We start from the raw sequence: 26090 nt of genomic DNA on the forward strand, positions 1-26090 counted from the left end.
ATCGCAAGCGCCTTGAATTGGTGCCTTCTGGCGCTGCCAAGAAAGTGTCGAACGAAGGCGGCTCGAACCCGGCGACGACGACAACAACAACAGGAAGAATCCTTGTGCTCGATCTGAATGAAGTAGCGATGTTTGTGCAGGTGGCGCGCAGCGGCAGCTTTGCCGAGGCCGCTCGACGGCTGAGCATGCCCTCTGCCACGATCAGCCGCCGTGTCCAGCAACTCGAAGTGCGGCTGGGTACGCGGCTGATGCAGCGCTCGACCCGCAAGCTCACGTTGACGAGCGCGGGCGAATCCTTTCACGAGCGATGCGGCGCGGCGATCGAGGAACTCATCGAGGCCGGCCATCTGCATGTGGCGGACAACGCGGAGCCGAGCGGCACCGTGAGGGTGGCCGCGCCGACCAGCTTCTTCGATTTCTTCCAGATGGAATGGGTGGGGAAGTTTCTGGCCGAGCATCCGCTGGTGCGCCTGGACTTCGTTCTCAGCGACCTCATGGCCGATCTGATCGCAGATCGCATCGACATTGCGTTTCGCAGTGGGCCCCTGCGGGATTCGAGCTATGTGGCCCGAAGGATCTTCGCAAGCTATGGCGAACTGACGGCCAGCCCGACTTATCTTGCCGCGCGCGGCATGCCCATGGCGCTTGAAGACCTGAGCGAGCACGAGTGCCTGGTGCAGCCCGACACCAGCGGCAACGCCACGTGGCGCCTGCAGGATGCGGAGGGCGCCGAGAGGGAAGTGCGCGTGCGAGGGCGCTTCAACAGCAACGCGCCGGAGGTGCTGCGCAAGGCCGCATGCGCGGGCTTCGGGATCGCCGCGCTGCCGTCGATCATGACGGTCTCCGACATCGCTGCCGGCAGGTTGGTGCGGGTGCTGCCGCAGTACACGCGTGCGGGTCGCGGCATGAACGTTGTCTACCCCAGTCGCCAGCAGCGCCCGCTCGCCGTTTCCATGTTTGCCGACATGGCGGTGGAGAAGCTGAGCCAGCAGGAATGGATGCCCGCATCTGGTGCGTAGGCGGCCGGTGTTTTGCTCGGAGAGCAGGCCGCGCGATTGCGCTGAGAAATGAGTGGGTGCATTTCATTCTTCGGTCTAGTCGGAAGTGCACGTGTCTGCAAACAATTGTCACATTGGTTTCTCAGTGACACCGGCTCTGTCGGTTTATGTGTGGCGAACAGGTGGCGATGCAAACACGGATCTGGAAGACGGCGAGGCAGTGGCGTGCAAGTGCCATCGCACGCCGGAAGAGCGCTGGCGTGAAGTGCCCACGGTGAACTAGCGTATGAATACGTCCGGATTGCATGGGTGGCGCGAGCAAGGCATGTCGATGCTGAGGCTTGGCGTCTACAAGCTTCCGGTTGCTGAAGTCATCGTGATCGAGACGATCATCCGGCTGTATGCGAGCGACGTCGACTTTCCGTGGACGATGGTCAAGGCGCCGCCGTACGACGCACTGCTTGTCGACGGAGCCACGACGCAGAGCGAGCGCTCCGAAGTGGCTGCAATGACCGGGGCCGTGCTCACGCTCACGCGCATGCATTCAGGGGGGCAGCCCGACACGATGGAGCGGCCCATTCGTGCCGACAAGCTGCAGCAGTGGCTGAAAACCACCGAGCGCAGCTTGCGCGAGGTGCAGCCCGAAGGCCTGAGCCTGAACGAGCAGACGGCGCTGGAGATGGAGGTCTCGGATTCGGTCCGATTCGCGCTGCTGCGCTGGCCGCCGGCGCTGCTGCTGCGCAATGACCCCGACAAGGTACGCATGGCAAGCCTGCTGGCGCGGCGTGCGCTGAACGCCAGCGAGCTGGCCAGCCTGAGCGAACGTCCGCTGTCCCAATGCGTTGCCTTCCTGCAGACGCTGCGCGCGGCGGGCATGCTGGAGTTGCATGTGACAGTGGCCGCCTCGCGGGCGTACGCGGGGTTGCCGGGCGGCCAGGGAATCTCCACCGCGGTTCGCGGCGATTTCGCGCGCGGCCTCATCAACGGCATCCGTCGCCGGCTGGGGCTTTGAGCGCCATGACGGAATACAAGATTTTGTTCACGGGCACCGTGGGTGCCGGCAAGACCACGGCGATCGGATGCGTCAGCGAGTCGCCACCCATCGTCACCGACGTGCACAACTCCGATGTGACGATCGACAAGGAGCGCACCACCGTGGGCCTGGACTTCGGCGTGCTCACGCTGGACAACGGGGACCGCATCCGCATGTTCGGCACGCCTGGGCAGGCGCGCTTCGACTTTCTCTGGAAGATCCTGGTGCGCAACGCGCTGGGTGTGATCGTGCTGATGGACAACTCGCGCCCCGATCCGCTGGCGGACCTGTCCACGTACATGGCCGGCTTCAGCGATGCACTCCGGACGGTGCCTTGCGTCATTGGCGTGGGGCGGCTGCAGACGCACCCGGAACCGACCCTTGACGACTATGCGGAAAAGCTCGCCGCCACAGGCCGGGTGTTTCCGATTCTCGGCGTGGACGTGCGGCGAAGGCACGACGTGATCCTGCTGATCGACACGCTGCTGATGCAACTCGAAGCCGACCTGGGGAGAGAGAAGCAATGAATCTTCAACAAGGCTTGTCCAGGACGGCCGCCGCGCTCGCGCAGCGCGAAGTGCGCAAGCTGGCTGATGAGTCGAGCGGCGTGACGGCTGTGGTGATTGCCACCGTCGACGGCTTCGATGTGGCCTCCGCGATCACCGGGGATGCCGACGCAGCGCGTGTGGCGGCGATGGCCAGTTCCATCGTCGCCATCAGCAGTGTTGTTTCCGAAGAGGCCCGCCTGGGCCGCCACAAGAGCGTGATCGTCCAGATGGAGTCGGGCTTTGCGGTTTTCTGCAGCGTGTATCGGCGCGATGCGGAACTCGTCATCAACGTGCTGGCGCGGGATGCGGCCGTTCTGGCGCTGGTCGCCTATCGGGTCGCCCGGCTTGCCAAGACCCTTGAGGACGCATGAGCCCATCGAGGCAGTCGTGCCGGATTTTCGTGAACGAAATTTTTTGACTGGAGCACAGATTGACATCTATCAAACAGACCCTTGACGACCTCCTGGGCATCGACGGCGCCATATGCGCGGCCGTGGTCGACTCGGTCAGCGGCATGATCCTCGGCTCGGCAGGCTCGGGCCTGGACATGGAAGTCGCCGCGGCCGGCAACACCGAGGTCGTGCGCGCCAAGCTCAAGACCATGCAGGCGCTCGGCCTGAACGATGTGATTGAGGACATGCTGATCACGCTCGGAAGGCAGTACCACGTCATCCGCCCCTCGGCTTCGAAGGAGGGGGTCTTCATCTACGTGGTGCTGGACAAGCAGCGCGCCAATCTCGCGCTGGCCCGCCGCAAGACGCAGGAGGTGGACAAGTCGATGGACTTCTGAAAACGAGGTCCCGAACGAAGCGGGGCCGCAGGCCATTGAGCTCGAGATGCTCCCGAGCTTCTCCTAGTCTTCTTCGTGCGCCCGGTACTGCCCCATCAGCGTCTGCTGCACGGCCGGCGGCACGGCCTCGTAGTGCGACAACGCGATGGTGTAGCGGCCCTGGCCGCTGGTCATCGCATTGAGCCGCGACTGGTAGTTGGCCAACTCGCCCATGGGCACCTGCCCGCGAACGGCCACGGTGCCGGCGCCCACGGCCGAGGTGCCGGTGACCAAACCGCGACGCGACGACAGGTCGCCCGTGACGTCACCCACCGAGTTTTCAGGCGCGGCGATCTCGATCAGCACGATCGGCTCGAGCACGACCGGCCGGGCCTCGCGGATCGCAGCCATGAAGGCCTTGCGGCCCGCAGCCGCGAAGGCGATGTCCTTGCTGTCGACGCTGTGGTGCTTGCCGTCGTACACCACGACGCGCACATCGACCACCGGGTAGCCGGCGATCGCGCCGCACACCAGCACTTCGCGCACGCCTTTCTCGACCGCGGGAATGAACTGGCCCGGGATCGCGCCGCCCCTGACCTCGTCGGCGAACTGGAAGCCCGCACCGCGCGCCAGCGGTTCGATGCGCAGGAAGACTTCGCCGAACTGGCCGGCGCCGCCGGTCTGCTTCTTGTGGCGGTGGTGGCCTTCGGCCGGCGCGGTCACGGTCTCGCGGTAGGCAATGCGCGGCGGCCGCGTCAGCACCTCGAAGCGGTACACCTCGCGCAAGCGGTCGAGCACGGTGCGCAGATGAAGCTCGCCCAGCCCGTAGAGGACCGTCTCGTTGGTCGCCATCACATGCTCGATGCGCAGGCAGGGGTCCTCGGCCGCGAGCTTGCCGAGAATCTCCCAGGCGCGCTGCTCGTCGCCGTGGCGCTTGGGCTCCACGGCCAGGCCGTGCACCGGCACCGGGAACGCCAGCGGCGCGAGATGCACATGGCTGTCTTCGGCCGCATCGTGCAGCACGGCGTCGAAATGGATCTCCTCGACCTTGGCCACCGCCACGATGTCCCCCGGCACAGCGCGCGACACCTCGACATGGTCCTTGCCCTGGAGCATGAACAGGTGCCCGACCTTGAAAGGCTTGCGGCCGTCGCCGATGTAGAGCTGGCTGTCGCGGGTGAGCGTGCCCTGGTGCACGCGGAAGATGCCCATCTTGCCGACATAGGGGTCGATGGTGACCTTGAACACGTGCGCCAGCACATGCAGCGCCGGGTCGGGCGTGGCCACCATGGGCCTGGCCTGTGCACCTTCGCCAACGATGAAGTCCGGCGGGTTGGCTTCGCTCGGGTTGGGCAGGAGCTTGACGATCACGTCCAGCAGTTCGGCCACGCCGGCGCCGCTGCGCGAGGAGACAAAACACACCGGGATCAGGTGGCCTTCGCGCAGCGCCTGTTCGAGCGGCGCGTGCAGCTCGGCCGGATTCACGTCGCCTTCTTCGAGGTAGCGGTCGACGAAGGCCGCATCGACCTCGACCACCTGCTCCACCAGCGCGCGATGCGCCGCTTCGACGGGGCCGAAGTCGGACTGCCCGAAGCGGTTGAAGAAGCAATCGACCACCTGCTTGCCGACCCCGTCGGGCAGGTTCAGCGGCAGGCATTCGCGGCCGAAGGTCGCCTGGATGTCGGCCAGCAGGCCCGGCAACGAAACGCCCTGCGAGTCGATCTTGTTGACGATGATCATGCGGGTAAGGTGGCGCGAGGCCGCGTACGCCATCATGCGCACCGCCATCGGCTCGATGCCGGTGGCGGCATTGATGACCACCGCCACTGTTTCGACCGCCTCCAGCGCCGGCAGGCTCTGGCCGAGGAAGTCGGCGCCGCCGGGCGTGTCGATGAAGTGGATGCGCGTGCCGGCATGCGTGAGGTGCATCACCGATGCGTTGAGCGAGTGCTGCATGCGGCGCTCCAGCGGGTCGTGGTCGCTGACGGTGCTGCCGCGCTCGATGCTGCCGCACGCCTTGATGGCACCCGCCTTGAACAACAAGGCCTCGGCCAGGGAGCTTTTGCCGGCGGCCGCGGCGCCAACGAGCGCCAGCGTTCGCACTGCTTCCATTTCGGCCGCGAGGCCGTTCGATCGGCTTGGCATGGCTGGTCTCCTTCGCGTCCGGAAGGCCGGCCCGTTGGTCTGCAAGGGCGCGGGTGCTGCGCGTGGACGTCGGGCCAGCGTACGGGATTGACGGTGTGGATGCAAGTCGATTGCGTCGCCGGTCTTCAATGGCCGATCGGCATGCAGGCCGTATCGGCCTGCGTCAACTTGCAGGTGCTGTCACGCCAGGCGAGTGGCGGCAGCCTGCCGGCTCGCGGTCTCCGAAGGCCGTTCGCCGAAGCGAATGCGGTACTGCGCCGCAAAGTGGCCCAGATGAAGAAAGCCGTACTTCTGCGCCACTTCGCGCACGCCGGCACCGGGCGATGCCTGCAGTTCGGCGCGCACCCTGTCGAGCCGGATTTCGCGCAGGAACTCCATCGGCCCCTGGCCCGCATGCTGGCGAAACGCCAGTTGCAGCGCGCGTGCACTGCAGCCGACTTCGCCGCAGATGTCGGCCAATGACAAGGGCTGTTCGGCATGCGCCGCCATGTACTCCTGCGCCCTGCGGACCACGCGTGGCAGCAGGTTGCGTTTGGTATCGCCCGCCAACGCGCGCGAGTGGTTGTGCCCTGCCGACATCAGCAGGCTCGACATCAGGTATTCCTCGGCATGCTCGGCGAGGCGGCTGCCTGCTTGCAGTGCGTTGCCGGCGTCCAGCGTGAGCCGCAGATAGTCGATGAAGTGCACCAGCGGTGCCAGCGCGGGGTTGTCGAGCGGCACGCCGAGGTCGAACACCAGGGGCTGGCCGACGGGCGCCTGCAGCAGCGATTCGAGCCGCGAGAGCAGCGCCGAACGGGCCAGCCGCACGATCAGGTGCGGGCTGTCGTTGGCCCAGCGCATCGACAGTGGCTCGGTCGGCGAGGGCAGCGAGGCGAGGGTGGGGCTCGCGTCCACATGTTGCGCGCCGCAGCGGATTTCCGCGCCGCCGCGTAAAGGAATCTGCAACAGGAAAAAGTCCTGCAGGTAGCCTGGGTCGATCTGCACGCCGGGGCCGTACTGCACATAGTTGAGGCTCACGTCGCGGTGCAGCCGTGCGCTGTGGTGGCAGGCATCGAGTTCGGTGCGCGGCTGCAGCATGACCAGGCCGTGCGGGCAGAAAACGCGCGCCACGCTTTCGCGGGCCTCGTCCATGTCGTGGCTCTCGAAAAGCCGGTAGCGCTGCAGCGGCAGCAGGGGGGGCGTGGCGGTTTCCATGGGGTCGGGTGACCCTAGCAAAAACCGTCCCTGCCCACAATTCGGGCCGGCCCTTGGCTCCCGCCCCTTGCTCCTTCAAAAACCTGCGCGCCAGGGACAGCGCCTGCGTTTGCGGGATTCGCCAGCGGCCCGCTTGCTCATAACGTTCGCTCCACACCGCAGGCCAGCCCGGCCTGTCCGATCGATCGACAGAGAGACACAGGAGAGCAAGCGTCATGTTCAAGGGACTCGAAGGCAGGAGCGCCATCGTCACGGGTGGCTCGACCTTGATTGGGGCCGGCGTGGTGCGCGCGCTGCACGCGGCCGGCGTGAAGGTGGTCGTTGCCGACATCGACGCCGCCAACGGCCAGGCGCTGGCGGACTCGCTCGGCGCCGGCGCACGCTTCGTGCACACCGACATCACCGACGACGCACAGGTGAAGGCCTGCGTGGCGGAGGCTGTGGCACGGCACGGCGGCGTGCACTTTCTCGTCAACCTCGCGTGCTCCTATGTGGACGACGGCTTCAAGTCGCCGCGCGCCGACTGGCTCACGTCGTTCAACGTGAACGTCGCGAGCGCGGTGGCGATGCTGCAGGCCGTGCACCCGCACATGGTCGCGGCCGGCGGCGGGGCGGTGGTCAATTTCACGAGCATCTCGTCGAGCGTGGCGCAGACGGGGCGCTGGCTCTATCCGGTGAGCAAGGCCGCGATGGCGCAGCTCACCCGCAACATGGCAATGGACCTGGCGCCGGACGGTATCCGCGTGAACAGCGTGTCGCCGGGCTGGACGTGGTCGGCGGTGATGAACCAGCTCAGCGGTGGCGACCGGGCCAAGACCGATCGCGTGGCCGCGCCTTTCCACCTGCTCGGTCGCGTCGGCGATCCGGACGAGGTGGCGCAGGTGGTGCTGTTCCTGTGCTCCGACCACGCGAGCTTCGTGACCGGTGCCGACTACGCAGTCGATGGTGGCTATTCCGCCATGGGCCCCGAGCAGGCCGTGCCCGCCATTCCCAAATTGATGGACTAGCTCCTACCCGGAGCAACACAAGCAAGGAGCAAGCAATGAAACGAATCGCCATCGTCGGCGCGGGCCAGTCGGGCCTGCAACTGGGTCTGGGTCTGCTTGCTGCAGGCTACGAGGTCACGATGTTCAGCAACCGTACGGGCGATGACATCCGCCACGGCAAGGTCATGTCCAGCCAGTGCATGTTCCACACCTCGCTGCAGATCGAGCGCGACCTGGGCCTGGACCATTGGGGGAGCGATTGCCCCACGGTGGACGGCATCGGGCTGGCCGTGCCGCATCCGGAGCAGAAGGGTGCCAAGGCCATCGACTGGATCGCGCGGCTGAATTCGAGCGCGCAGTCTGTGGATCAGCGCGTGAAGGTTCCGGCGTGGATGAACGAGTTCCAGAAGAAGGGCGGCGAACTCGTGTTCAAGGATGCGGGCATCGACGAGCTGGAGGCCTGCACGAAGAGCCACGACCTCACGCTGGTCGCCAGCGGCAAGGGCGAGATCTCGAAGCTGTTCGAGCGGGATGCCAACAAGTCCAGCTTCGACAAGCCGCAGCGCGCACTGGCACTGACCTATGTGAAGGGCATGGCGCCGCGCAAGCCGTTCTCTGCCGTGTGCTTCAACCTGATTCCCGGCGTGGGCGAGTACTTCGTGTTCCCGGCGCTGACGACGACGGGCCCGTGCGAGATCATGGTGTTCGAAGGCGTGCCCGGTGGTCCGATGGACTGCTGGGTGGACGTGAAGACACCGCAGGAGCATCTTGCGCGCAGCAAGTGGATTCTCGACACCTTCACACCGTGGGAGGCCGAGCGCTGCAAGGACATCGAGCTGACGGACGACAACGGCATTCTCGCGGGCCGTTTCGCGCCGACGGTGCGCAAGCCGGTGGCGACGTTGCCTTCGGGGCGCAAGGTGCTGGGCCTGGCCGACGTGGTGGTGCTCAACGATCCGATCACCGGCCAGGGCTCCAACAACGCGGCCAAGTGCGCCGACACCTATCTCAAGAGCATTCTTGCGCGCGGCGACGGCGCGGCCGATGCAGCATGGATGCAGCAGACCTTCGACCGCTACTGGTTCGGCTACGCGCAATGGGTCACGCAGTGGACCAACATGCTGCTCACACCGCCGCCGCCGCATGTGCTCAAGCTGCTGGGCACCGCCGGTGCGGTGCCGCCGCTGGCCAGTGCCTTCGCGAACGGCTTCGACGATCCGCGCACCTTCTTCCCGTGGTTCGCGGACCCGGTCGAAGCGGATCGCTACATCGACACCTGCGCTGCCGCCGCCGCGTAGCCAGGAGCGAACGCATGAAGCGACGCGTGGCCATCGTCGGCGCCGGACAGTCCGGCATGCAACTCGCGCTGGGCCTGCTGGGCGCGGGGCACGAGGTGACGGTTTTTTCGAACCGCACGGCACAGGAGATTGCCGAAGGGCCGGTGATGTCCAGCCAGTGCATGTTCGAGTCCGCGCTGCAGACCGAGCGCGAACTGGGGCTGGACTGGTGGACGAACGAATGTCCCCCGGTGGAGGGCATCGGCATGGCGGTGCGCAACCCGGAAGGCGGCAAGGCCATCGAATGGAGCGCCAGGCTCGACGGGCCCGCGCGGTCGGTCGATCAGCGGCTCAAGATTCCCGCATGGATGGCGGAGTTCGAGAAGCGCGGTGGCAAGCTGGTGCTGCAGGATGTGGGGCTCGATGCGCTGGAAGCCTGCGCGGCGGCGAATGACCTCGTGGTGGTCGCAAGCGGCAAGGGCGAAATCTCGCAACTGTTCGAGCGCGATGTGGAGCGCTCGCCCTTCGAGCAACCCCAGCGGGCATTGGCGCTGACCTATGTGAAGGGAATGAAGCCACGCGAGCCGTTCGCTGCGGTGTGCTTCAACCTGATTCCGGGCGTGGGCGAATACTTCGTCTTCCCGGCGCTGACCACGACCGGGCCATGCGAGATCATGGTGTTCGAGGGCGTGCCCGGTGGCCCTATGGACTGCTGGGCAGACGTGAAGACACCGCAGGAACACCTGGCGCGCAGCCAATGGATTCTCGACACCTTCCTGCCCTGGGAGGCCGAGCGCTGCAGGCACATCGAGCTGATCGACGACAACGGCATCCTCGCGGGCCGCTTCACACCGACGGTGCGCAAGCCGGTGGCAACGCTGCCTTCCGGACGCAAGGTGCTGGGCCTGGCCGATGCGGTGGTGCTCAACGACCCGATCACCGGCCAGGGCTCCAACAACGCGGCCAAGTGCGCTGACATCTATCTCAAGCGCATTCTCGAAAACGGCGATGCGCCGTTCGACGCCGAGTGGATGCAGCAGACCTTCGACCGCTACTGGGAAGGCTATGCGCGCTGGGCCACCGACTGGACACACAGCCTGCTCGCACCGCCGAAACCGCACCTGCAGAAGCTGCTGCAAAGTGCCACCCACATGCCCGCCGTCGCGAGCACCATCGTCAACGGTTTCGATGACCCGCGCGTCTTTGCGCCGTGGTGGTTCGACGCCGCCGAGGCCGACCGGTTTCTGGAGACCCGGGCGAGCGAGGCCGCCGTCGATCGCTTCGATCGGCGCGACTTCCGCAAGGCACTCGGGCAGTTCACAACCGGCGTGACCGTCATCACCACGCGCGCCATCGACGGCCGCCGCGTGGGCATGACCGCCAATTCGTTCTCGTCGGTTTCGCTCGATCCGCCGCTGGTGCTGTGGAGCCTGGCGCGACAGGCGCCGAGCGTGGCCGACTTCACCGGCGCCAGCCACTTCGCGATCAACGTGCTGGCGGCGCACCAGCATCACCTGTCGCGGCAGTTCTCGACACCGCAGGCCGACAAGTTCGGCGGCGTGGATTGCTGCGAGGGGACGGCCGGCGTGCCGCTGCTGAATGGCGTCATTGCCCGTTTTGTCTGCCGCAGCGTGAAGCAGTACGACGGCGGCGACCACCTCATCTTCATCGGCGAGGTCGAACGCTACGACCGCTTCGATGGCGAGCCGCTGGTTTTTCATTCGGGCTACTACCAGGTGACGACGCGCCACCCGGAATGCGTGCAATGAGCGCGCGGCCCGCACCACATCACATCTGGAATGGAGAAGATCACATGCAGAAAAAATCCCCCATGTCTGCGCAGCACATCCGCATGCAGGCGGCCGACGGCAGCGGCAGTTTCAGCGGCTACCTCGCGCTGCCCGAAGGCGGCACTGGCCCGGGGCTGGTGATCGCGCAGGAAATCTTCGGCATCAATCACACCATGCGCGAGGTGGCCGACTACTACGCCGAGGAAGGCTATGTGGCGCTGGTGCCCGACTTGTTCTGGCGCCAGGAGCCCAACGTCGAACTCGGCTACAGCGAAGCCGACTGGCAGCGCGCCTTCGCGCTCTACGGCGGCTTCGACGAAGCCAAGGGCATGCAAGACATGCAGACCGCCATCGACGCATTGCGCGGCCGCGCCGAAGTGACCGACAAGAAGGTCGGCGTGCTCGGCTTCTGCCTGGGCGGCAAGCTGGCGTACCTCTCGGCCTGCCGCACCGACGCCGATGCGGTGGTCGGCTACTACGGTGTCGGCATCGATGCCGCGCTCGACGAGGCCGACAGGATCAAGTGCCCGCTGACGCTGCACGTGGCCGAGCTCGACAAGTTCTGCCCGCCCGAAGCGCGCGACCGCATCGTGCAGACACTGAAGGGCCGGCCTGGCGTTTCGGTGTACGTGTACCCCGGCATGGACCACGCCTTCGCGCGTGCCGGCGGTGAGCACTTTCACAAGCCCTCGGCATTGATGGCGCACGAGCGCAGCATCGCCACGCTGAAGGACGCCATCGGCCCGAACTACGACCTGTCGGCGCTGTGGGACAAGCACTGCGAATACGAGTTCGGCACGCGCAATGTCGATGACACCATGAGCACCATGGTGGCCGAGCCTTACGTCAATCACATTCCGACGATGACCGGTGGCGTGGGCTACAAGGCGCTGCACGCCTTCTATACGAACCACTTCGTCAACAGCAACCCGCCCGACACCGCGCTCACTTCGATCTCGCGCACCGTGGGCGCCACGCAGGTGGTCGATGAACTGCTCTTCACCTTCACGCACACCACAGAGATCCCGTGGATGCTGCCGGGCGTGAAGCCCACCGGCAAGCGCGTGGAAATTCCTTTGCTCGCGGTCATCAAGTTCCGTGGCAACAAGCTCTATCACGAGCACATCTACTGGGACCAGGCCAGCGTGCTGGTGCAGGTCGGTCTGCTCGATGCCAAGCTGCTGCCGGTGGCGGGCATCGAGACGGCGCGCAAGCTGCTGGACGAGAACCTGCCGTCGAACACCTTGATGTAGGCGCGCAGAAGCGCCGCTCGAATGCGTCGGGCGGCCCTCGTGTCAACCGACTATTCCGGTAGAAGAGCTGCGCTAGACTTCTTGAATGCCCAGGCCGACCAAATCTCAAATAGATGCCGAGATCATCGACCGCGCTGCCGGATTGTTCGCCAGACATGGTTTCGAGAACACCTCGCTTCAGCAGATCGCGGATGCAGTCAATTACTCGAAGGCGGGGCTGCTGCACCACTACCCGAGCAAGAAGGCGATCTATGACGTCAGCTTCAAGACCGGCCGCGACCATCTGCTGGCGCTGCTGGCCAGCGTCGCACAACTTCCCCCCGGCGCCGAGCGCGATCGGGCCGTGGTGGAAGACTCCGTCGACTACACCTTCGAATGGCCGGGCGTGTCGGCGCTTGCCAATCAGCTTGCGAACAAGGCGGGCAACGAAGAGAACGTCGATCCGCAATTGACGGAGCTGGCCCTCATCGTCTACCAGGCGCTCGGGACCGATCTGCTGACGGCCACGGCAGAGCGGATCGTGCGCATCACGAGCGCGTTCTCCGGTCTTGGCATCACGGCATTGCTGGCCGCCCGCATGGGATTGCAGAAAGAGTGGCGCGGCGAAATCATCGCGTCGGCCATGGACGGGCTCGGGCACAAGAAGAGCAGTTCACGCAAGCGCGCCGAGCCTGGTTGAGTTTCGGATGCCTACCTGAACACGCAGCACAGGTTCAGGCACCAGCGGCTGACAATCCCGCAGGCGCTGATCGAGAAGCGCAGCTCGGCCACCAGTGGCGTGACAGCGACGCCGACGGCATAGAGCACGCAGAAGACAACGCCGAGCACGACAAGCGTTCGCATGTGCTGTGCAACGCTCGAAGAGCGCGCATGCAGCCACGAGCGCATTGCATCCATCATCGAATGCATCAGAAGCGGGGCATCAGGTAGATCACCTCGATGGCCTCGTAGGTTGCGCCGATCAACAGAGGCAGCGTCACCGGCGCATAGAGCCTGGTCGTCAACAGATGCCCGTTGCCAGCGGCCTCCTTGGCCATCGCCATGAAGCCCGGCTGCGAAAGCGACTGCGCCACACCGAGGTTGGTGCGCGCTTGCAGTTCGGGAATGAACGCCGCCGCAACCATGCCGATCAGCACGAGGCCATAGAAGGCGACGTTGAGAACGATGCAGGCCTTCTTGTGCGCTTTGATGATCGAGAAGGCTGGGTGCAAGAGGGTCAACGTGTTCTTCCTTGTCGCATGCAGTCGAGCGGTCCAGCGTTGAGCCGATGAGTCGGTCAACGCAGTTCGCTGATTTGGAGAGCGTGATTATTCTACCGATTCGGTTTGTTTTCAACCGTTTTGGTCTGGTGACGCGGCGTGACGAAACCCGATGGCCTGAATCAGGCCACCGGCATGCATCCGGAAGAGATGGCGTCGGTGACGCCGAAGAAGGCCGGCGGCCCTTCAGGCCGCGGGAAGAAACTTCCTGACGTGCGCTGCGAATGCAGCCGTCAATGCACTGGGCTCGTCACGGTCGCAAGCGAGCGTGACGCCGACGCTCGGCAAATCGGGGAGCCCGTGTTCCGACGTCAGGATCTGCAGGTCGTCGGGAACGGCTGTTCGCGTCAGCACGATGACGGCCAGGCCGGACCGCGCCATGCCGACGAGGCCCGAGAGGCTGCTGCTTGCATAGGCAAGCCGGTAGGCGCGGCCCGCGGCCTCCAGCGCCTGCTTCGGCAACAGATGGTCGAGCGCATCCGGCGAACCGAGGGCCAATGGCAGCGGGTCGAGCAACGCGGCGGCACCGCCACGCTGCGCCACCCAGACCAGCGGCTCGTGCCGGATCACGTCGACGCCGACGGCAGTGCTTGCCACCGACACCAGCGCGAGGTCGACCGCATGCCGTGCCAGCAACTCGTGCAGCCGCGGCGTCGGCGCGCACATCACTTCCAATTGCACGCCCGGGTGCAGGCTGGCAAAGCTTTGCAGCAGATACGGCAGGAACACCACTGCGTAGTCATCGGGGCAACTGAAGCGCAACACGCCGGACAGTTGCTTGCCGCGCAGCTCCGCCAAGGCTTCGTCGTGCTTGCGCAGCAGTTCCCCTGCGCGCAGCAGAAGCCGTTCGCCGGTGGCAGTGAGCGTGACGCCTCGCCCGGTGCGATACAGCAGCGGCTGCTCGACGATGCCTTCGAGCTTCTGCATCTGCATGCTGAGCGCCGACTGCGTGCGCCCCACGCGGACCGCCGCCTGGCCCAGCACGCCCGTCTCGGCAATGGCGACGAAGCTGCGAAGCAGGTCGATGTCCAGGGATTGGCTCACGGTATGAATTCTCCTGATACCTGAGTTCAAAACAATTCGCTTCTCGGCGCAGGCGCCGCTGCGTAACGTGCTGCATTTTGATCGGGAAGCATCGACATGAGCAGGAACAACGACCCACAGTTCTGGCAGCAGGCCGGGCGGCACCTGGTGCGCTATGGCGGCAGCTTCGAGCCGCTGATCATCGAGCGTGCGCAAGGCTGCTTCGTCTACGACGCCGATGGCCGGGGCATCCTCGACTTCACCTCGGGCCAGATGAGCGCCTTGCTCGGCCACTCGCATCCGGACATCGTTGCCGTCGTCACGGAATACGTCCGCAAGCTGGACCATCTCTTCAGTGGCATGCTGTCGCGCCCGGTGGTGGAACTGGCCGCGCAGATCGCGCGGCACGCGCCGGGCGAGCTGGAGCGCTGCCTGCTGCTGAGCACCGGCGCCGAATCGAACGAAGCAGCGATCCGCATGGCCAAGCTGGTGACGGGCCGGCACGAGGTGGTGGCCTTCACGCAGTCATGGCACGGCATGACCGGCAGCGCGGCCGCGGCAACCTACAGCGCGGGCCGCAAGGGATACGGCCCGACGGCCGCCGGTTCGCTGGCCATTCCGGCGCCGAACGCCTACCGGCCGCGCTTCACGACGCAGGACGGCGAACTCGACTGGCGCCGTGAACTCGACGACGGCTTCGAGCAGATCGACAGGCAATCCACGGGTGCGCTCGCGGCCTTCATTGCCGAGCCCATCCTCAGCAGCGGCGGCATCCTCGAACTGCCGCTGGGCTACATGGCCGCGTTGAAGCACAAGTGCAGCGAGCGCGGCATGCTGCTGATCGTCGATGAGGCGCAGACCGGCATCGGCCGCACCGGCCTGATGTTCGCGTGCGAGCGCGACGGTGTTGCGCCCGACATCCTGACGCTTTCCAAGACGCTGGGCGCGGGCCTGCCGCTGGCGGCGATGGTGACGACGGCCGCGATCGAGGACGAGGCCCATGCGCGCGGCTTCCTGTTCTATACGACGCATGTGTCCGACCCGCTGCCCGCCGCCGTGGGGCTGAAGGTGCTGCAGGTCGTGGAGCGCGACGGGCTGGTCGAACGCGCACGCACCGCCGGCGAACGGCTGTCCCGAGGGCTGCTCGACATGCAGTCGCGCCACGCGTGCATCGGCGACGTGCGCGGTCGCGGCTTGCTGCTCGGGCTGGAACTCGTCACCGATCGCAAGACGAAGAAGCCGGCCTTCGAACTCGGCGAGGCCATCACGCGCGAATGCATGAAGCGCGGGCTGAGCATGAACATCGTGAAGCTGCCTTCGATGGGCGGCGTGTTCCGCATCGCGCCGCCGTTGACGATCAGCGACAGCGAAATCGACCTGGGCCTGGAGCTGCTCGACAAGGCCATCGAAACCGCCGTGCGGGAAGAGGCGAGTCGAAGGTAGGACATCGCCTCGCCCGGATCTCCAAATGTCCGATTCAGTTCATTTTTAGGAAACGTTTGTTAATACTCGTGTATTAGTTCCTATGTTCAGCGAGCCAGCCGGCTTAACCTCGCTGCATCATGCAAGCACCATCACACGTTTTTGAACTGCCCGAGGGCTGGACCGCGGATTTCGAGATCGTTCGCACGCTCCACGGCTCGTACGCCGGCGTTGCCAAGTTGAGCCTGCGCGGCGTGCAGAAATGCGCGCTCGTGATCACGCAGCAACTGACGTGGGACGGTGCCTTCGAACGCGCGCGCATCCGGGCCTTCCACTTCGTCAAGGAGTGGGTTTCCGGACCTCGGGGCTAATCGACATGCGCCGGGTCTTGCGCCAATCTCCGGCGCAAGGCATCCGGCATCGCTTCTGCTGAAGAAAACAGCGCGCGCCTGGCCTGCCTGTCGCAACGAGACAGGGCCGTGCCCGGGGTGCGCTACACGGACACCATTGCGACATGGGCAAGACCGAGGTTCTGGCGACAACGATCGACATGGCACGTGCCGGCCTCGGCTTCACGCCCACCGATGCGCTCGCCTGCATCGCGGATCTGATCGATCAGGAAGATCCACAGAGTGCGTCCTACGACAACAACGTGGAGAGGCTGCTGCGTCTGGGCGCCTGCATCTGGACCTTGAGGCGTGGCATGTTCGCGCCGGCTGGGGCCGAGATCGCCTTCGAAAAGCCGTCGAGATAACCGTTCGATCCAGCGCGATTCAACGCATCGATCAGGCATGAAAAAGCCGCCTCGCGGGCGGCTTCAAATCAGCAAATCGAAGCTCAGACAGCGAGCGCTTGCTCGATGTCCTGCACCTTGCGGCGCGACAGTGCGAGGTTGGCGCGCGCCTTGTCGAGCACCATGTAGACGAACAGGCCTTCCTTCTTCGCCACCGGGCGAATGATGTGGTACTGCTTTCCCAGCGTGATCAGGATGTCGTCGATCTGGTCGTTCAGGTTGAGCGACTTCATGGTCGCGAGCTTGGCGCGCACGACCTCGGTATTGCCCGCCGCCGCGAGTTCGATGTCGACGCCCGAGCCGACGCTGCCCAGCACCATGCCGCTGGAGCTGTCGACCACGGCGGCCGTCAGTGCACCGTCGATGCTCTGCAATTGGGCGAGGGAGTCGTTCAAATTAGCCATGTAGCAGTCCAATCCGTTTGAAAATTTTCGTTGGCAGAAAGAAAGAAGTCCGCAGCTCGGCCTAACGAGCGACGCTGCGAATGTGTGATGTGAGTGAGTCAGTCAGTCAGTCGATCTTGCGCAGTGCGGTGACGACCTCGCCCATGGTCCACAGGGCGCGGCCCAGCGTGGCATCGGGTCCCAGAACAAAGCACAGCAGGCTCGGGAAAACGGCGGGCACGGGCTGCACGACCACGGTGCCTTGTTCCGCATCGAACACGAGGCGACGGCAATCGGTGAAGGCGAGTTCGCCGCCCACGGCGCGTGCCATGGCCATCAGCGAACTGGTCATGGCCGCGAGCTTGGCGATGTTCAGGCTGCTGCGCTGAAGCTGCGCGATCTCGAAGCCATCGGGCGTGACCACCAGGGCGGTGCGCAGGCCGGCCAGCGGCGCGGCCAGGTCATCGAGCACTGTTTGTGCGCCCAGCACGACGTTGGCGGGCAACAGGGGAGAGCGGAATTTCAAGCGATTTCATCCTTCAGCGAGAGCATCGAGGCCAGCACCTGCAGCATGTCGAGCATTTGCTGGCGGTCTCTGACATCGGCCTGGAGCACCGGCACGAGGCCAGCGCCTTTTTGCATCAACGACGCCGCGAAGGCGTCGATCTGCGCATGGGTGGCGGGCCGGGACACCAGCACCGCGGCCATCGGCGATGACGGGCTGCTGGCCACTTCGGCCAGCAGGCGAGCGGTTTCGGCCACGGCATCGGGCTCGTGCAGGTCGGTCATGACGAACACGCCCGCCGAGGACGACAGCACCCATTGCCGAACGAAGTTGAAGCGCTCCTGGCCGGGGCAGCCGTAGATCTGCAGCCTGTCGCCATCGCCCAGGTCCACTTCACCGAAGTCGGCTCCGACGGTTGTCGTTGCCTTGGCGTGCGTGGCGGTGTCGAGGTTCGGCACATCGCAATCGACCGCAAGGTTGCCGCACACCGTGCGGATGGCGGTCGTCTTCCCGATGCCCATGGGACCCATGAGCGCAACGCGCAGGTGGACCGACATCAGCGGCCTCCGGCCTCGGGTCGGCCTTGTCGCAACCAGCGGGAGAGTTTCGAGAAGAAGCTGCCGGGCCGATCGGTGCCCGGTGCAGCTTGCGCGGCCGGCTGGCGGATCGCCGCGCCCGTCACGCTCAGCACGTCAAGCCGCTTGAGTTCGGTCAGCAGGTCTTGCGCTTGCCAGCCCAGCAATCCGCTGTGGTTGCACAGGCGCTCGATCGACATCGGCTCGCGCGTCAGCAGCGCCATCGCGCGGACGTAGCCGGGCGCCGACAGGTCGGCGGAAAGCGTGACCCACCGGCGAAGCTGGTAGCTCGACGATGGCAGTTCGGCTTCTTGTGCGCGTTGCTGCACGCGCTTCTGGCTGCGCACTTCGAGCAGCCACACGGCGGCGCGATCGAGCGTGTCGAGCAACTGGCCCACGGTGAAGTCCGGCATCAGCTGAAAGCGCCGGGTGGCGTTGGTGGCCGCTGGCTGGGTGGGGGCGACGGCAGCGCCCACGAACACCGTGCAGGAGGATCCTTCGGTCGACAGGTCCTGCAGGTCGCTGTCGCAGATCACGACTTCCGCGCGGGGCAGGGGCGCTTCCTGCCATGCCAGAACCGACTTGCGTTCGGCCACCGAGAACAGGGTCTGGAAGCGTTCCTGCACTGCGGGGGACAGCAATGCAGCATTGAAAGTAGCCGTGTGCGAACGCATGATTTGAAAGGACGTTCCACCAGTTCGGAGCGCTATCGCGTCTCTTCGCCTCAGATGCTGTCCAAATGAAAACAAAAGTTAGTTTATGGGGTAAACACTTATCTTTTGTATCGACTGCATACAGTTGGAGCGTGCTTGAGCGGCAGTAATGCACAAACTGCGGAAATGCTTGGGTACGGGGGTGTTTGCCTTGGCGGTCGTCGAGCGGCCGAAGGCGGCGTCACACAGGGCGTGCGCGCACAGATCCCGCTTCAGTCAGCGGGGCTGTTGATTTGTCTTGGGGGGAGGCTGCAGGGTGCAGCCCCGGTTGCCGTTCGGGAATGAACGGCGTCAGTCAGTCAGTGGCACTGAAACAGGATGCCTTGTTCCGCGGGCGCCTTGCCCAGCCATCGGGGCGTCTGGCTCCGCGCGTCGCAGTAGTCCGCTGCCTGGACGTACGTCACGGCGCGCAGGACGCCTTCGCGAACCTGCATGACCTCGTTGGGAGCGGTCGAGCAGCCAGTGATAGTGATGACCAAAGCGAGCGGAAGCAGTGCGTGCCAATTCATCGGGGCATTCTAAGACGCGGTGTTGGCGGGGCGAGGCTCGCGGCCGGGATAGAGGTATCTGGCGTAGCTGCCCGACTGGCCGAACATCTGCTGTGCCAGCTTCACCGGGTCGTCGCCCTTGTGCTTCTCGTAGAGCACCGGTCCCCAGATGATGAAGCCGTCGATGCTGAGGCTTTGTGGAACCGGCTCGATGGCTTTCCAGGCATGCGCGAATCTGGAAATCCACGCCAGGGCTTCTGTCAGCGCGTAGTTGGGAGAGTGGGCTGTTTCTTGGTTCATGGACATGACGGCATTCTTTGGCGAAAAGACTGTACAAATATACAGTAAACTGTGCGCATGGAACACATGCCCGCCACCCTCTGGATCGCTGCTTGCGCACATCGCCTGCAGCAGCGGTGGCACACCGTGGACTTCCTCGAACTGGAGGAACTCGCGCGCGAGCTGTGGCGCGACGCACAACTGCGGGCGATGCTGCCCGACGAGGCTGCGGCGCACTGGCTTCGTCCCATCACCGAAATGTCGCGCGCCCATGCCGACCGATCCGATCTTTCGCCGGTGTTCGCACCGGTTCCCGGTTTCTCCTTGACGGGTCAACCGTCCCCCGCTGGTCAACCTGTGCGGGGTCCTTGATGCATGCCAGCAGCAAGGATTTCAAGCCCAGCCTCGCGGCTGGGCTTTTTTTATGCCGCGGCCCGACCGACCGTGTCCCACTCCCCGGGAGTCGCTTTTTTTTGCGCGACCGCAAGGCTATAGTCGGCGGGCGCTGTCGCGTCGCCCCCATTCCCGCCCGGAACACAAGGCGCCGCAGCCTGCCTCGATCCCACAAAGGATGTTCGTGCCGGATTCCCTGACCTCCACGCTGACCAGCTATTACGACGCGGTGCCCTATGACTCGCACCCGTTCCCTCAGTCAGCCATGGAGCACCTGGAAGCGCTGGCATTCCTGTTCGGGCTCGATGCCCCGGCCCCGGCCACGGCCCGCGTGCTGGAACTCGGCTGCGCGGCCGGCGGCAACCTGATTCCCTTTGCAGCGCGCCACCCCGAGGCCCGTGCGCTAGGTGTCGATCTTTCGACGGTGCAGGTCGCGCAAGGCGTGGCCGCCATCAGCCACGCAGGCCTGTCGAACATCGAGTTGAAGGCCTTCGACATCGCCGGCATCGACGCTTCGTTCGGCCAGTTCGACTACATCGTCTGCCATGGCGTCTACAGCTGGGTGCCGGGTCCGGTGCAGGACGCGATCTTGCGCATCTGCTCGGAGAACCTGGCGCCGAACGGCGTGGCCTATGTGAGCTACAACGTGTACCCCGGCTGGAAGGCACGCGAGATCGTGCGCGACGCGATGATCCTGCGCGGCGGCCCGCGCGACACGCCGGACGAAAAGCTTTCCTACGCGCGCGGCATGCTCGAATTTCTGGAGCAATCCGCCCGCGCCGACAGCGTGCTCAAGAAGACGCTCGAAGAAGCCATGCCGATCGTGCGCGGGGCCAACAGCTCCTACCTGCTGCACGAGTTCCTCGAACCCTGCAATGCGCCGTGCTACTTCAAGGAGTTCGTCGCGCGCGCGGAGGCCCGCGGCCTGTCTTACCTGTGCGATGCAGAGCCCTCGACCATGTTCGTGCAGAACTACGGCGAGAAGGTGCGCGACCCGCTGCTGCGCGAATGCGGCGGCAGCCAGGTCATGATGGAGCAGTACCTCGACTTCCTGGTCAACCGCACTTTTCGCCAAACTTTGCTGGTCAAGCAGGCCAGCGCCAGGGACATCCGCTATCGCCTCGACACCGCACGCATCCGCGCGCTGGAGTTCGCCGGCACGTTCGCGGCCGAGGATGGCGGGGCACTCACGCTCGATGCCCGCGAGCAGCCTTGCCATGCGATTCGCGGCCTGAAGGTCACGCTGCGGCTGCCCGTGCACAAGGCCGTGGCGCAGTTGCTCGATGCGAGCTATCCGGCGTCGATGCCGGTGGATGCGCTGATTGCGGCCGCCTCGGCGCTCACGAGCCAGCCGGTGGCCGCAATCGATGCGGCCGTGATGGCCATGCTCGAGGAACTGCTGATCCTCGGCGCCTTGCGGATCCGCCGCACCCCGGTGCCCGCCGTGGCGAAGGTCTCGGGTCTGCCGCAGGCACTGCCGGCCATGCGCATTGCGCCCGGCCTCGCGCTGACGGCGGGCGCGACAGCCAACCTCTGCAACCAGTGGCACGAATCCGTGGGGCTCACGCCGCTCGAGCGCAGCCTGCTGCCGCTGCTCGACGGCACCCACTCCCACGAGGCGCTGGCCGAACATCTCGCAGCCGAAGTGCACAGCGAACGCCTGCGCTTCATCAAGGACGACAAGCCGCTGACCGACCCGTCGACGGTGAAGGAATTCGCGCAGCAACAGGTCGCGCTGGCGCTCGATGCCTTGCGGCGCAAGGCATTGCTCACGGCCTGACCATCATCATTCGTCATCGAACTTACAGAGGAGACTTCAACATGCAAAAAATCCACTGGGCCCCGAAACTGCACGCAGCCGTTGTGGCGGTGCTTGCGCTGGCAGCCGCCGGCGCGTCGAATGCCGCGTCGCAGGCGCCGGTCGCGTCCGAGAACGGCATGGTCGTGAGCGCGCAGCACCTGGCCTCCAGGGTCGGCGTCGACGTGCTCAAGCGCGGCGGCAACGCCATCGACGCGGCGGTGGCCGTGGGCTACGCATTGGCGGTGGTGTACCCGGCGGCGGGCAACCTCGGCGGCGGCGGCTTCATGACCGTGCAACTGGCCGACGGCCGCAAGACCTTCCTCGACTTCCGCGAGAAGGCACCGCTGGGCGCCACGGCCAACATGTACCTCGACAAGGACGGCAACGTCATCAAGGGCCTGAGCACCAAGGGCCACCTCGCCGTGGGCGTGCCGGGCAGCGTCTCGGGCATGGAATACGCACGCGAGAAGTACGGCACCATGAAGCGCGGCGAGTTGCTTGCCCCATCAATCCAGCTGGCCGAAAAGGGCTTTGCGCTGGAGCAGGGCGACATCGACCTGCTCGGCACCGCCACGGCCGACTTCAAGGAAGATCCGGCTTCCGCCGCCATCTTCCTGAACAAGGGCGAGCCCTACAAGGTGGGTGACAGGCTGGTTCAGAAGGACCTGGCCAAAACGCTGAAGGAAATCAGCACCAAGGGCACCGACGGCTTCTACAAGGGCTGGGTAGGCAATGCCATCGTGGCTTCGAGCCAGGGCGGCAAGGGCCTGATCACGCAGGCCGACCTCGACCAGTACAAGACGCGCGAACTCCCGCCGGTGGAGTGCGACTACCGCGGCTACCACGTCGTGTCGGCGCCCCCGCCCAGCTCGGGCGGCGTGATCATCTGCGAGATGCTCAACATCCTGGAGGGCTACCCGCTCAAGGACCTGGGCTACCACTCGGCACAGGCCGTGCACTACCAGATCGAAGCCATGCGCCACGCCTACGTGGACCGCAACAGCTACCTGGGCGACCCCGACTTCGTGAAGAACCCGCTCGACCGCCTGCTCGACAAGGGCTACGCCGAGAAGATCCGCGCCGTGATCGACCCCAAGAAGGCTGGCGTCTCGAAGGACATCAAGCCGGGCGTCGCACCGCATGAGGGCAGCAACACCACCCACTACTCGATTGCCGACAAATGGGGCAACGCGGTCTCGGTGACCTACACGCTGAACGACTGGTTCGGCGCCAAGATCACCGCCGCCAAGACCGGCGTGCTGCTGAACGACGAGATGGACGACTTCACCTCGAAGGTCGGCGTGCCCAACCTCTACGGCCTGGTGCAGGGCGAGGCCAATTCCATCGCCCCGGGCAAGCGTCCGCTGAGCTCGATGAGCCCGACCATCGTGACCAAGGACGGCAAGCCAGTGATGGTGGTCGGCACGCCGGGTGGCAGCCGCATCATCACCGCCGTGATGTTGACCATGATCAACGCCATCGACTACGGCATGACCGTGCAAGAGGCCGTCGATGCACCGCGCTTCCACCAGCAATGGCTGCCCGACGTGACCAACGTCGAGACCTATGCGCTGAGCCCCGACACGCGCAAGATCCTGACCGACATGGGCCACAACCTGGGCGTGCCGCAGCCGGCCAACCACCTCGCGGCCATCATCGTCGGCGCGCCGTCCCTGGGCGGCAAGCCGGTGGGCAACAACCGCTTCTACGGCGCCAACGACCCCCGCCGCAACACCGGCCTGGCAGCGGGCTACTGAACCTGCGGCAAACTCGAAGGCGGTCGTGCCCCTGTCGGCACGGCCGCTTTTTTCATTTCCCATGCATCTGCAAGACATCCTCTATACCCAAGGCTTCGGCACACGGCGCGTGTGCGCGGGCCTGGTCCAGCAAGGCCTCGTGACCATCGCGGGCGCCGTGGTGGACGACCCCTTCGAAGACCTCGACCCCGAAGGCCTGCTCTACACCGTCCAGGGCACCGAGTGGGCGTACCACGAGAAGGCCTACCTGATGCTGCACAAGCCGGCCGGCACCGAGTGCTCGCAGAAGCCCTCGACCTACCCGAGCATCTACACGCTGCTGCCGTCGCCTCTGCGGCTGCGCCCCAACAAGGGCGCGGTGCAGGGCGTGCAGGCCATCGGCCGGCTCGACCAGGACACCACCGGCCTGCTGCTGCTGACCGACGACGGCCAGTTCATCCACAAGATGGGCTCGCCCAAGCACCACGTGCCCAAGGTCTACGAGGTGACGGCCAAGCACGAAGTGGATGAAACGCAGATCGCCAAGCTGCTGGCCGGCGTGGTGCTCGACGACGACCCGAAGCCGGTGCGCGCAGCCGCCTGCGAATCAGACAGCCCGCTGCACCTGCGGCTCACGCTGACCGAAGGCAAGTACCACCAGGTCAAGCGCATGCTGGCCGCGGTCGGCAACCGGGTCGAAGGCCTGCACCGCTCGCGCATCGGTGGGCTTGTGCTGCCCGAAGACCTGGCGCCGGGGCAGTGGCGCTGGCTGACCGGTGAACAGGTCGCGGCGCTGCGTGCGCCATCCAAACCCTCCAAATAGCGGCACAAGGTCGTGGAAAGGCTCCTGTTGCAGTCAGCCAGCCTTAACCTACGGCCGTTAAGATCTTCAGCTCTCTCTCGGAACCTTCCCTTGCGACTTCCTGCCCGACCGAATGGCCGCATCGCGGTCTTCCTGCTTTTCTGCCTGACGGCGCTCGCAACCCTGGCGGCACACACCGCCACCGCCGCGCCGGCCGAACCACCCCCGATCTTCGTGCTCAATTCGCTGGATGCCAGCGTGAGCGTGATCAATCCCGTCGACTGGACGGAAAAGCAGCGCATTGCCACCGGCAAGGAGCCGCACCACATCTATATGACGCCCGACGAAAAGTCGGTCATCGTGGCCAATTCGGCGGGCGATTCGCTGACCTTCCTGAACCCCCGCACGGCGGAAGTGCAGCGCGTGGTCTACGGCATCATCGATCCGTACCAGTTGCAGTTCTCGCGCGACATGAAGTGGTTCGTGACGGCGGGCAACCGCCTGAACCACGTCGACATCTATCGCTGGGACGGCAAGGACCTGAAGCTTGCCAAGCGCATCGCTTCCGGCAAGACGCCCAGCCACATCTGGATTGACAACACCAGCACCATCGCCTACGTGACGATGCAGGACAGCGACGAGATGATCGCGGTCGACCTGCCCACGCAGACGATCAAGTGGCGTACTTCCACCGGCCCGATGCCGGCCGACATCTTCGGCACGCACAACGACAAGACGCTGCTCGTGGGCCTGACTGGCGGCGACGGCGTGCAGGTGTTCGACGTGGCAGGCGCGCAGCCCAAGCTGGTCGGCAAGATCCCCACCGGCAAGGGCGCCCATGCCTTCCGCTCGGCCGGCGACGGCAAGACGGTGTTCGTGAGCAACCGCGTGGCCAACACCATCAGCCGCATCGACCTGGCGACGCTGAAGGTGGTTGCCACCTACGCCGTGCCGGGCGGCCCCGACTGCATGGACGTGTCGGCCGACGGCAAGACGCTGTATGTCACTTCGCGCTGGGCCAAGAAGCTCACGGTGGTCGACCTCGTTGCCCAGAAGGTCGTGCGCCAGATCAATGTCGGCCGTTCGCCGCACGGCGTCTGGACCCTGGACCATGGCAAGCGCACGTAGGCAAGGGGCAGCAGCCCTTGCGCTGCTGCTGGCCGGAACCATGGTGCCCGGCGCCTGGGCGGCGCAGGGCGCCTCCTGCGAAAAACCGGTCTACCTGACCTTCGACACCGGCCACATGGGCATCGCCCCGCTGGTGGCCGATGTGCTCAAGCGACAGGACGTTCGCGTCACCTTCTTCGCCGCCGCCGAGCGCACCCAGACCGACGGCGACAGCCTCGACGACCATTGGGCGCCATGGTGGAAGGCGAGGGCGGCCGAAGGCAACGAGTTCGGCTCGCACACCTACGACCACGCCTACTGGCGCGGCGACGTCAAGGGCTCGCCGCCCAGCTTCCGCATCAAGCCCTCGGCCGGTCCGCAGGACGGCAAGGAATCGACCTGGAGCGCGGCCGAGTACTGCGCCAACATCCGCAAGTCGTCCGACCGGCTGGCGGCCATCACCAGCAAGAAACCGCTGCCGCTGTACCGTGCGCCGGGCGGCAAGACTTCGCCCCAACTGCTGGCCGCCGCCAAGTCCTGCGGCTACGAATACGTGGGCTGGGCGCCCGCCGGCTTCCTCGGCGACGAGTTGCCGAGCGAGAAGTTCAGCAACGCGAAGCTGCTCACGCAGGCGCTCGACACGATCCGCCCCGGCGACATCCTGCTCGCGCACCTGGGCATCTGGTCGCGCAAGGACCCGTGGGCGCCGGCCAACCTGGAGCCGCTGATCGTCGGCCTGAAGGCCAAGGGCTTCTGTTTTCAAACGCTGCGCCAGCACCCGGATTTCCGCGCCTGGATCGCATCCCACCCCTGAGTTC

General features: G+C 65.5%; 29 protein-coding genes and 1 pseudogene. 20 read left to right on the plus strand and 10 right to left on the minus strand.

Annotated elements, in window-relative coordinates:
- The first annotated feature begins 104 nt into the window (after nucleotides 1–104).
- From ACSFB7_RS28905 to ACSFB7_RS28925, 5 genes are all read left to right on the plus strand, one after another.
- On the plus strand, nucleotides 105–1019 hold the full coding sequence (locus ACSFB7_RS28905) for a LysR family transcriptional regulator (protein ID WP_435475764.1): 915 nt from the start codon (nucleotides 105–107) through the stop codon (nucleotides 1017–1019).
- 304 nt (nucleotides 1020–1323) lie between these two features.
- On the plus strand, nucleotides 1324–2010 hold the full coding sequence (locus tag ACSFB7_RS28910) for a hypothetical protein (RefSeq protein WP_435475765.1): 687 nt from the start codon (nucleotides 1324–1326) through the stop codon (nucleotides 2008–2010).
- 5 nt (nucleotides 2011–2015) lie between these two features.
- Complete coding sequence (locus tag ACSFB7_RS28915; protein WP_435475766.1) at nucleotides 2016–2558, plus strand: GTP-binding protein; 543 nt, start codon at nucleotides 2016–2018, stop codon at nucleotides 2556–2558.
- The gene (locus ACSFB7_RS28920) at nucleotides 2555–2950 is read left to right on the plus strand and encodes a roadblock/LC7 domain-containing protein (protein WP_435475767.1); all 396 of its coding nucleotides are present in this window, start codon (nucleotides 2555–2557) and stop codon (nucleotides 2948–2950) included. The genes ACSFB7_RS28915 and ACSFB7_RS28920 overlap by 4 nt, the downstream gene beginning before the upstream one ends.
- 59 nt (nucleotides 2951–3009) lie before the next feature.
- A complete protein-coding gene (locus ACSFB7_RS28925; protein WP_435475768.1) occupies nucleotides 3010–3369 on the plus strand; it encodes a hypothetical protein in 360 nt (119 codons plus the stop codon).
- A gap of 63 nt (nucleotides 3370–3432) precedes the next feature.
- Here the strand turns inward: ACSFB7_RS28925 and fusA are convergent, their stop codons facing one another.
- On the minus strand, nucleotides 3433–5493 hold the full coding sequence (fusA, locus tag ACSFB7_RS28930) for an elongation factor G (protein WP_435475769.1): 2061 nt from the start codon (nucleotides 5491–5493) through the stop codon (nucleotides 3433–3435).
- 180 nt (nucleotides 5494–5673) lie between these two features.
- Entirely contained in the window at nucleotides 5674–6687 is a 1014-nt protein-coding gene (locus ACSFB7_RS28935; RefSeq protein WP_435475770.1) for an AraC family transcriptional regulator, read from the minus strand.
- 215 nt (nucleotides 6688–6902) lie between these two features.
- Here ACSFB7_RS28935 and ACSFB7_RS28940 point away from each other — a divergent pair, with 215 nt between their 5' ends.
- The 6 genes and pseudogenes from ACSFB7_RS28940 (at nucleotide 6903) to ACSFB7_RS28965 (ending at nucleotide 12672) form a co-directional block, all read left to right on the plus strand.
- The gene (locus tag ACSFB7_RS28940; RefSeq protein WP_435475771.1) at nucleotides 6903–7694 is read left to right on the plus strand and encodes an SDR family oxidoreductase; all 792 of its coding nucleotides are present in this window, start codon (nucleotides 6903–6905) and stop codon (nucleotides 7692–7694) included.
- Nucleotides 7695–7729: 35 nt separating this feature from the next.
- Complete coding sequence (locus ACSFB7_RS28945; RefSeq protein ID WP_435475772.1) at nucleotides 7730–8971, plus strand: styrene monooxygenase/indole monooxygenase family protein; 1242 nt, start codon at nucleotides 7730–7732, stop codon at nucleotides 8969–8971.
- A 347-nt stretch (nucleotides 8972–9318) separates the two neighbouring features.
- Nucleotides 9319–9735: pseudogene (locus ACSFB7_RS28950) on the plus strand (styrene monooxygenase/indole monooxygenase family protein); the annotation flags it as partial.
- 459 nt (nucleotides 9736–10194) lie between these two features.
- Nucleotides 10195–10719 carry a flavin reductase family protein gene (locus tag ACSFB7_RS28955; protein ID WP_435475966.1) on the plus strand — a complete coding sequence of 175 codons (525 nt, stop codon included), beginning with the start codon at nucleotides 10195–10197 and terminating at the stop codon, nucleotides 10717–10719.
- 62 nt (nucleotides 10720–10781) lie between these two features.
- Nucleotides 10782–11993: a dienelactone hydrolase family protein gene (locus ACSFB7_RS28960; RefSeq protein ID WP_435475773.1), complete on the plus strand. Its 1212-nt coding sequence runs from the start codon at nucleotides 10782–10784 to the stop codon at nucleotides 11991–11993.
- Between the two features lie 85 nt (nucleotides 11994–12078).
- Nucleotides 12079–12672, plus strand: a complete 594-nt coding sequence (locus ACSFB7_RS28965) for a TetR/AcrR family transcriptional regulator (protein ID WP_435475774.1) — start codon at nucleotides 12079–12081, stop codon at nucleotides 12670–12672.
- 11 nt (nucleotides 12673–12683) lie between these two features.
- Here ACSFB7_RS28965 and ACSFB7_RS28970 read toward each other — a convergent pair whose 3' ends face one another.
- The 3 genes from ACSFB7_RS28970 to ACSFB7_RS28980 form a co-directional block, all read right to left on the minus strand.
- Nucleotides 12684–12836 (minus strand): hypothetical protein, encoded by a 153-nt coding sequence (locus ACSFB7_RS28970; protein ID WP_435475775.1) that lies wholly within the window; start codon nucleotides 12834–12836, stop codon nucleotides 12684–12686.
- Between the two features lie 65 nt (nucleotides 12837–12901).
- The gene (locus tag ACSFB7_RS28975; protein WP_435475776.1) at nucleotides 12902–13213 is read right to left on the minus strand and encodes a hypothetical protein; all 312 of its coding nucleotides are present in this window, start codon (nucleotides 13211–13213) and stop codon (nucleotides 12902–12904) included.
- A 225-nt stretch (nucleotides 13214–13438) separates the two neighbouring features.
- Nucleotides 13439–14296: a LysR family transcriptional regulator gene (locus ACSFB7_RS28980; RefSeq protein WP_435475777.1), complete on the minus strand. Its 858-nt coding sequence runs from the start codon at nucleotides 14294–14296 to the stop codon at nucleotides 13439–13441.
- A gap of 96 nt (nucleotides 14297–14392) precedes the next feature.
- On the opposite strand from ACSFB7_RS28980, the gene ACSFB7_RS28985 reads away from it, so the two are divergent.
- The 3 genes from ACSFB7_RS28985 (at nucleotide 14393) to ACSFB7_RS28995 (ending at nucleotide 16451) form a co-directional block, all read left to right on the plus strand.
- A complete protein-coding gene (locus tag ACSFB7_RS28985) occupies nucleotides 14393–15718 on the plus strand; it encodes an aspartate aminotransferase family protein (protein ID WP_435475778.1) in 1326 nt (441 codons plus the stop codon).
- 119 nt (nucleotides 15719–15837) lie between these two features.
- On the plus strand, nucleotides 15838–16068 hold the full coding sequence (locus ACSFB7_RS28990) for a hypothetical protein (protein WP_187108686.1): 231 nt from the start codon (nucleotides 15838–15840) through the stop codon (nucleotides 16066–16068).
- A gap of 143 nt (nucleotides 16069–16211) precedes the next feature.
- Nucleotides 16212–16451, plus strand: coding sequence for a hypothetical protein (locus tag ACSFB7_RS28995; protein WP_435475779.1), 240 nt, complete (start codon nucleotides 16212–16214; stop codon nucleotides 16449–16451).
- An 83-nt stretch (nucleotides 16452–16534) separates the two neighbouring features.
- On the opposite strand, the gene ACSFB7_RS29000 is transcribed toward ACSFB7_RS28995, so the two are convergent.
- The 5 genes from ACSFB7_RS29000 to ACSFB7_RS29020 all read right to left on the minus strand — a co-directional run bounded on the left by ACSFB7_RS29000 (nucleotide 16535) and on the right by ACSFB7_RS29020 (nucleotide 19460).
- Complete coding sequence (locus ACSFB7_RS29000; protein WP_435475780.1) at nucleotides 16535–16894, minus strand: hypothetical protein; 360 nt, start codon at nucleotides 16892–16894, stop codon at nucleotides 16535–16537.
- Nucleotides 16895–17000: 106 nt separating this feature from the next.
- A complete protein-coding gene (locus ACSFB7_RS29005; RefSeq protein WP_435475781.1) occupies nucleotides 17001–17399 on the minus strand; it encodes a roadblock/LC7 domain-containing protein in 399 nt (132 codons plus the stop codon).
- Complete coding sequence (locus tag ACSFB7_RS29010) at nucleotides 17396–17935, minus strand: GTP-binding protein (protein ID WP_435475782.1); 540 nt, start codon at nucleotides 17933–17935, stop codon at nucleotides 17396–17398. Before ACSFB7_RS29010 ends, ACSFB7_RS29005 begins: the two co-directional genes overlap by 4 nt.
- On the minus strand, nucleotides 17935–18627 hold the full coding sequence (locus ACSFB7_RS29015; RefSeq protein ID WP_435475783.1) for a hypothetical protein: 693 nt from the start codon (nucleotides 18625–18627) through the stop codon (nucleotides 17935–17937). The genes ACSFB7_RS29010 and ACSFB7_RS29015 overlap by 1 nt, the downstream gene beginning before the upstream one ends.
- Nucleotides 18628–19184: 557 nt before the next feature.
- Complete coding sequence (locus tag ACSFB7_RS29020) at nucleotides 19185–19460, minus strand: hypothetical protein (RefSeq protein WP_435475784.1); 276 nt, start codon at nucleotides 19458–19460, stop codon at nucleotides 19185–19187.
- A 60-nt stretch (nucleotides 19461–19520) separates the two neighbouring features.
- On the opposite strand from ACSFB7_RS29020, the gene ACSFB7_RS29025 reads away from it, so the two are divergent.
- From ACSFB7_RS29025 to ACSFB7_RS29050, 6 genes are all read left to right on the plus strand, one after another.
- Nucleotides 19521–19805, plus strand: a complete 285-nt coding sequence (locus ACSFB7_RS29025; protein WP_435475785.1) for a hypothetical protein — start codon at nucleotides 19521–19523, stop codon at nucleotides 19803–19805.
- Between the two features lie 199 nt (nucleotides 19806–20004).
- Nucleotides 20005–21606 (plus strand): class I SAM-dependent methyltransferase, encoded by a 1602-nt coding sequence (locus ACSFB7_RS29030; protein WP_435475786.1) that lies wholly within the window; start codon nucleotides 20005–20007, stop codon nucleotides 21604–21606.
- A 41-nt stretch (nucleotides 21607–21647) separates the two neighbouring features.
- Nucleotides 21648–23384 (plus strand): gamma-glutamyltransferase, encoded by a 1737-nt coding sequence (gene ggt / locus ACSFB7_RS29035; protein WP_435475787.1) that lies wholly within the window; start codon nucleotides 21648–21650, stop codon nucleotides 23382–23384.
- A 61-nt stretch (nucleotides 23385–23445) separates the two neighbouring features.
- Entirely contained in the window at nucleotides 23446–24186 is a 741-nt protein-coding gene (locus ACSFB7_RS29040) for a pseudouridine synthase (protein ID WP_435475788.1), read from the plus strand.
- A 90-nt stretch (nucleotides 24187–24276) separates the two neighbouring features.
- Complete coding sequence (locus ACSFB7_RS29045; RefSeq protein ID WP_435475789.1) at nucleotides 24277–25293, plus strand: YncE family protein; 1017 nt, start codon at nucleotides 24277–24279, stop codon at nucleotides 25291–25293.
- Complete coding sequence (locus ACSFB7_RS29050) at nucleotides 25277–26086, plus strand: polysaccharide deacetylase family protein (protein WP_435475790.1); 810 nt, start codon at nucleotides 25277–25279, stop codon at nucleotides 26084–26086. Before ACSFB7_RS29045 ends, ACSFB7_RS29050 begins: the two co-directional genes overlap by 17 nt.
- Nucleotides 26087–26090 lie beyond the last annotated feature (4 nt).

This window comes from Variovorax raffinosi (assembly GCF_051216615.1).
In the GTDB taxonomy this organism is placed as follows: domain Bacteria; phylum Pseudomonadota; class Gammaproteobacteria; order Burkholderiales; family Burkholderiaceae_C; genus Variovorax.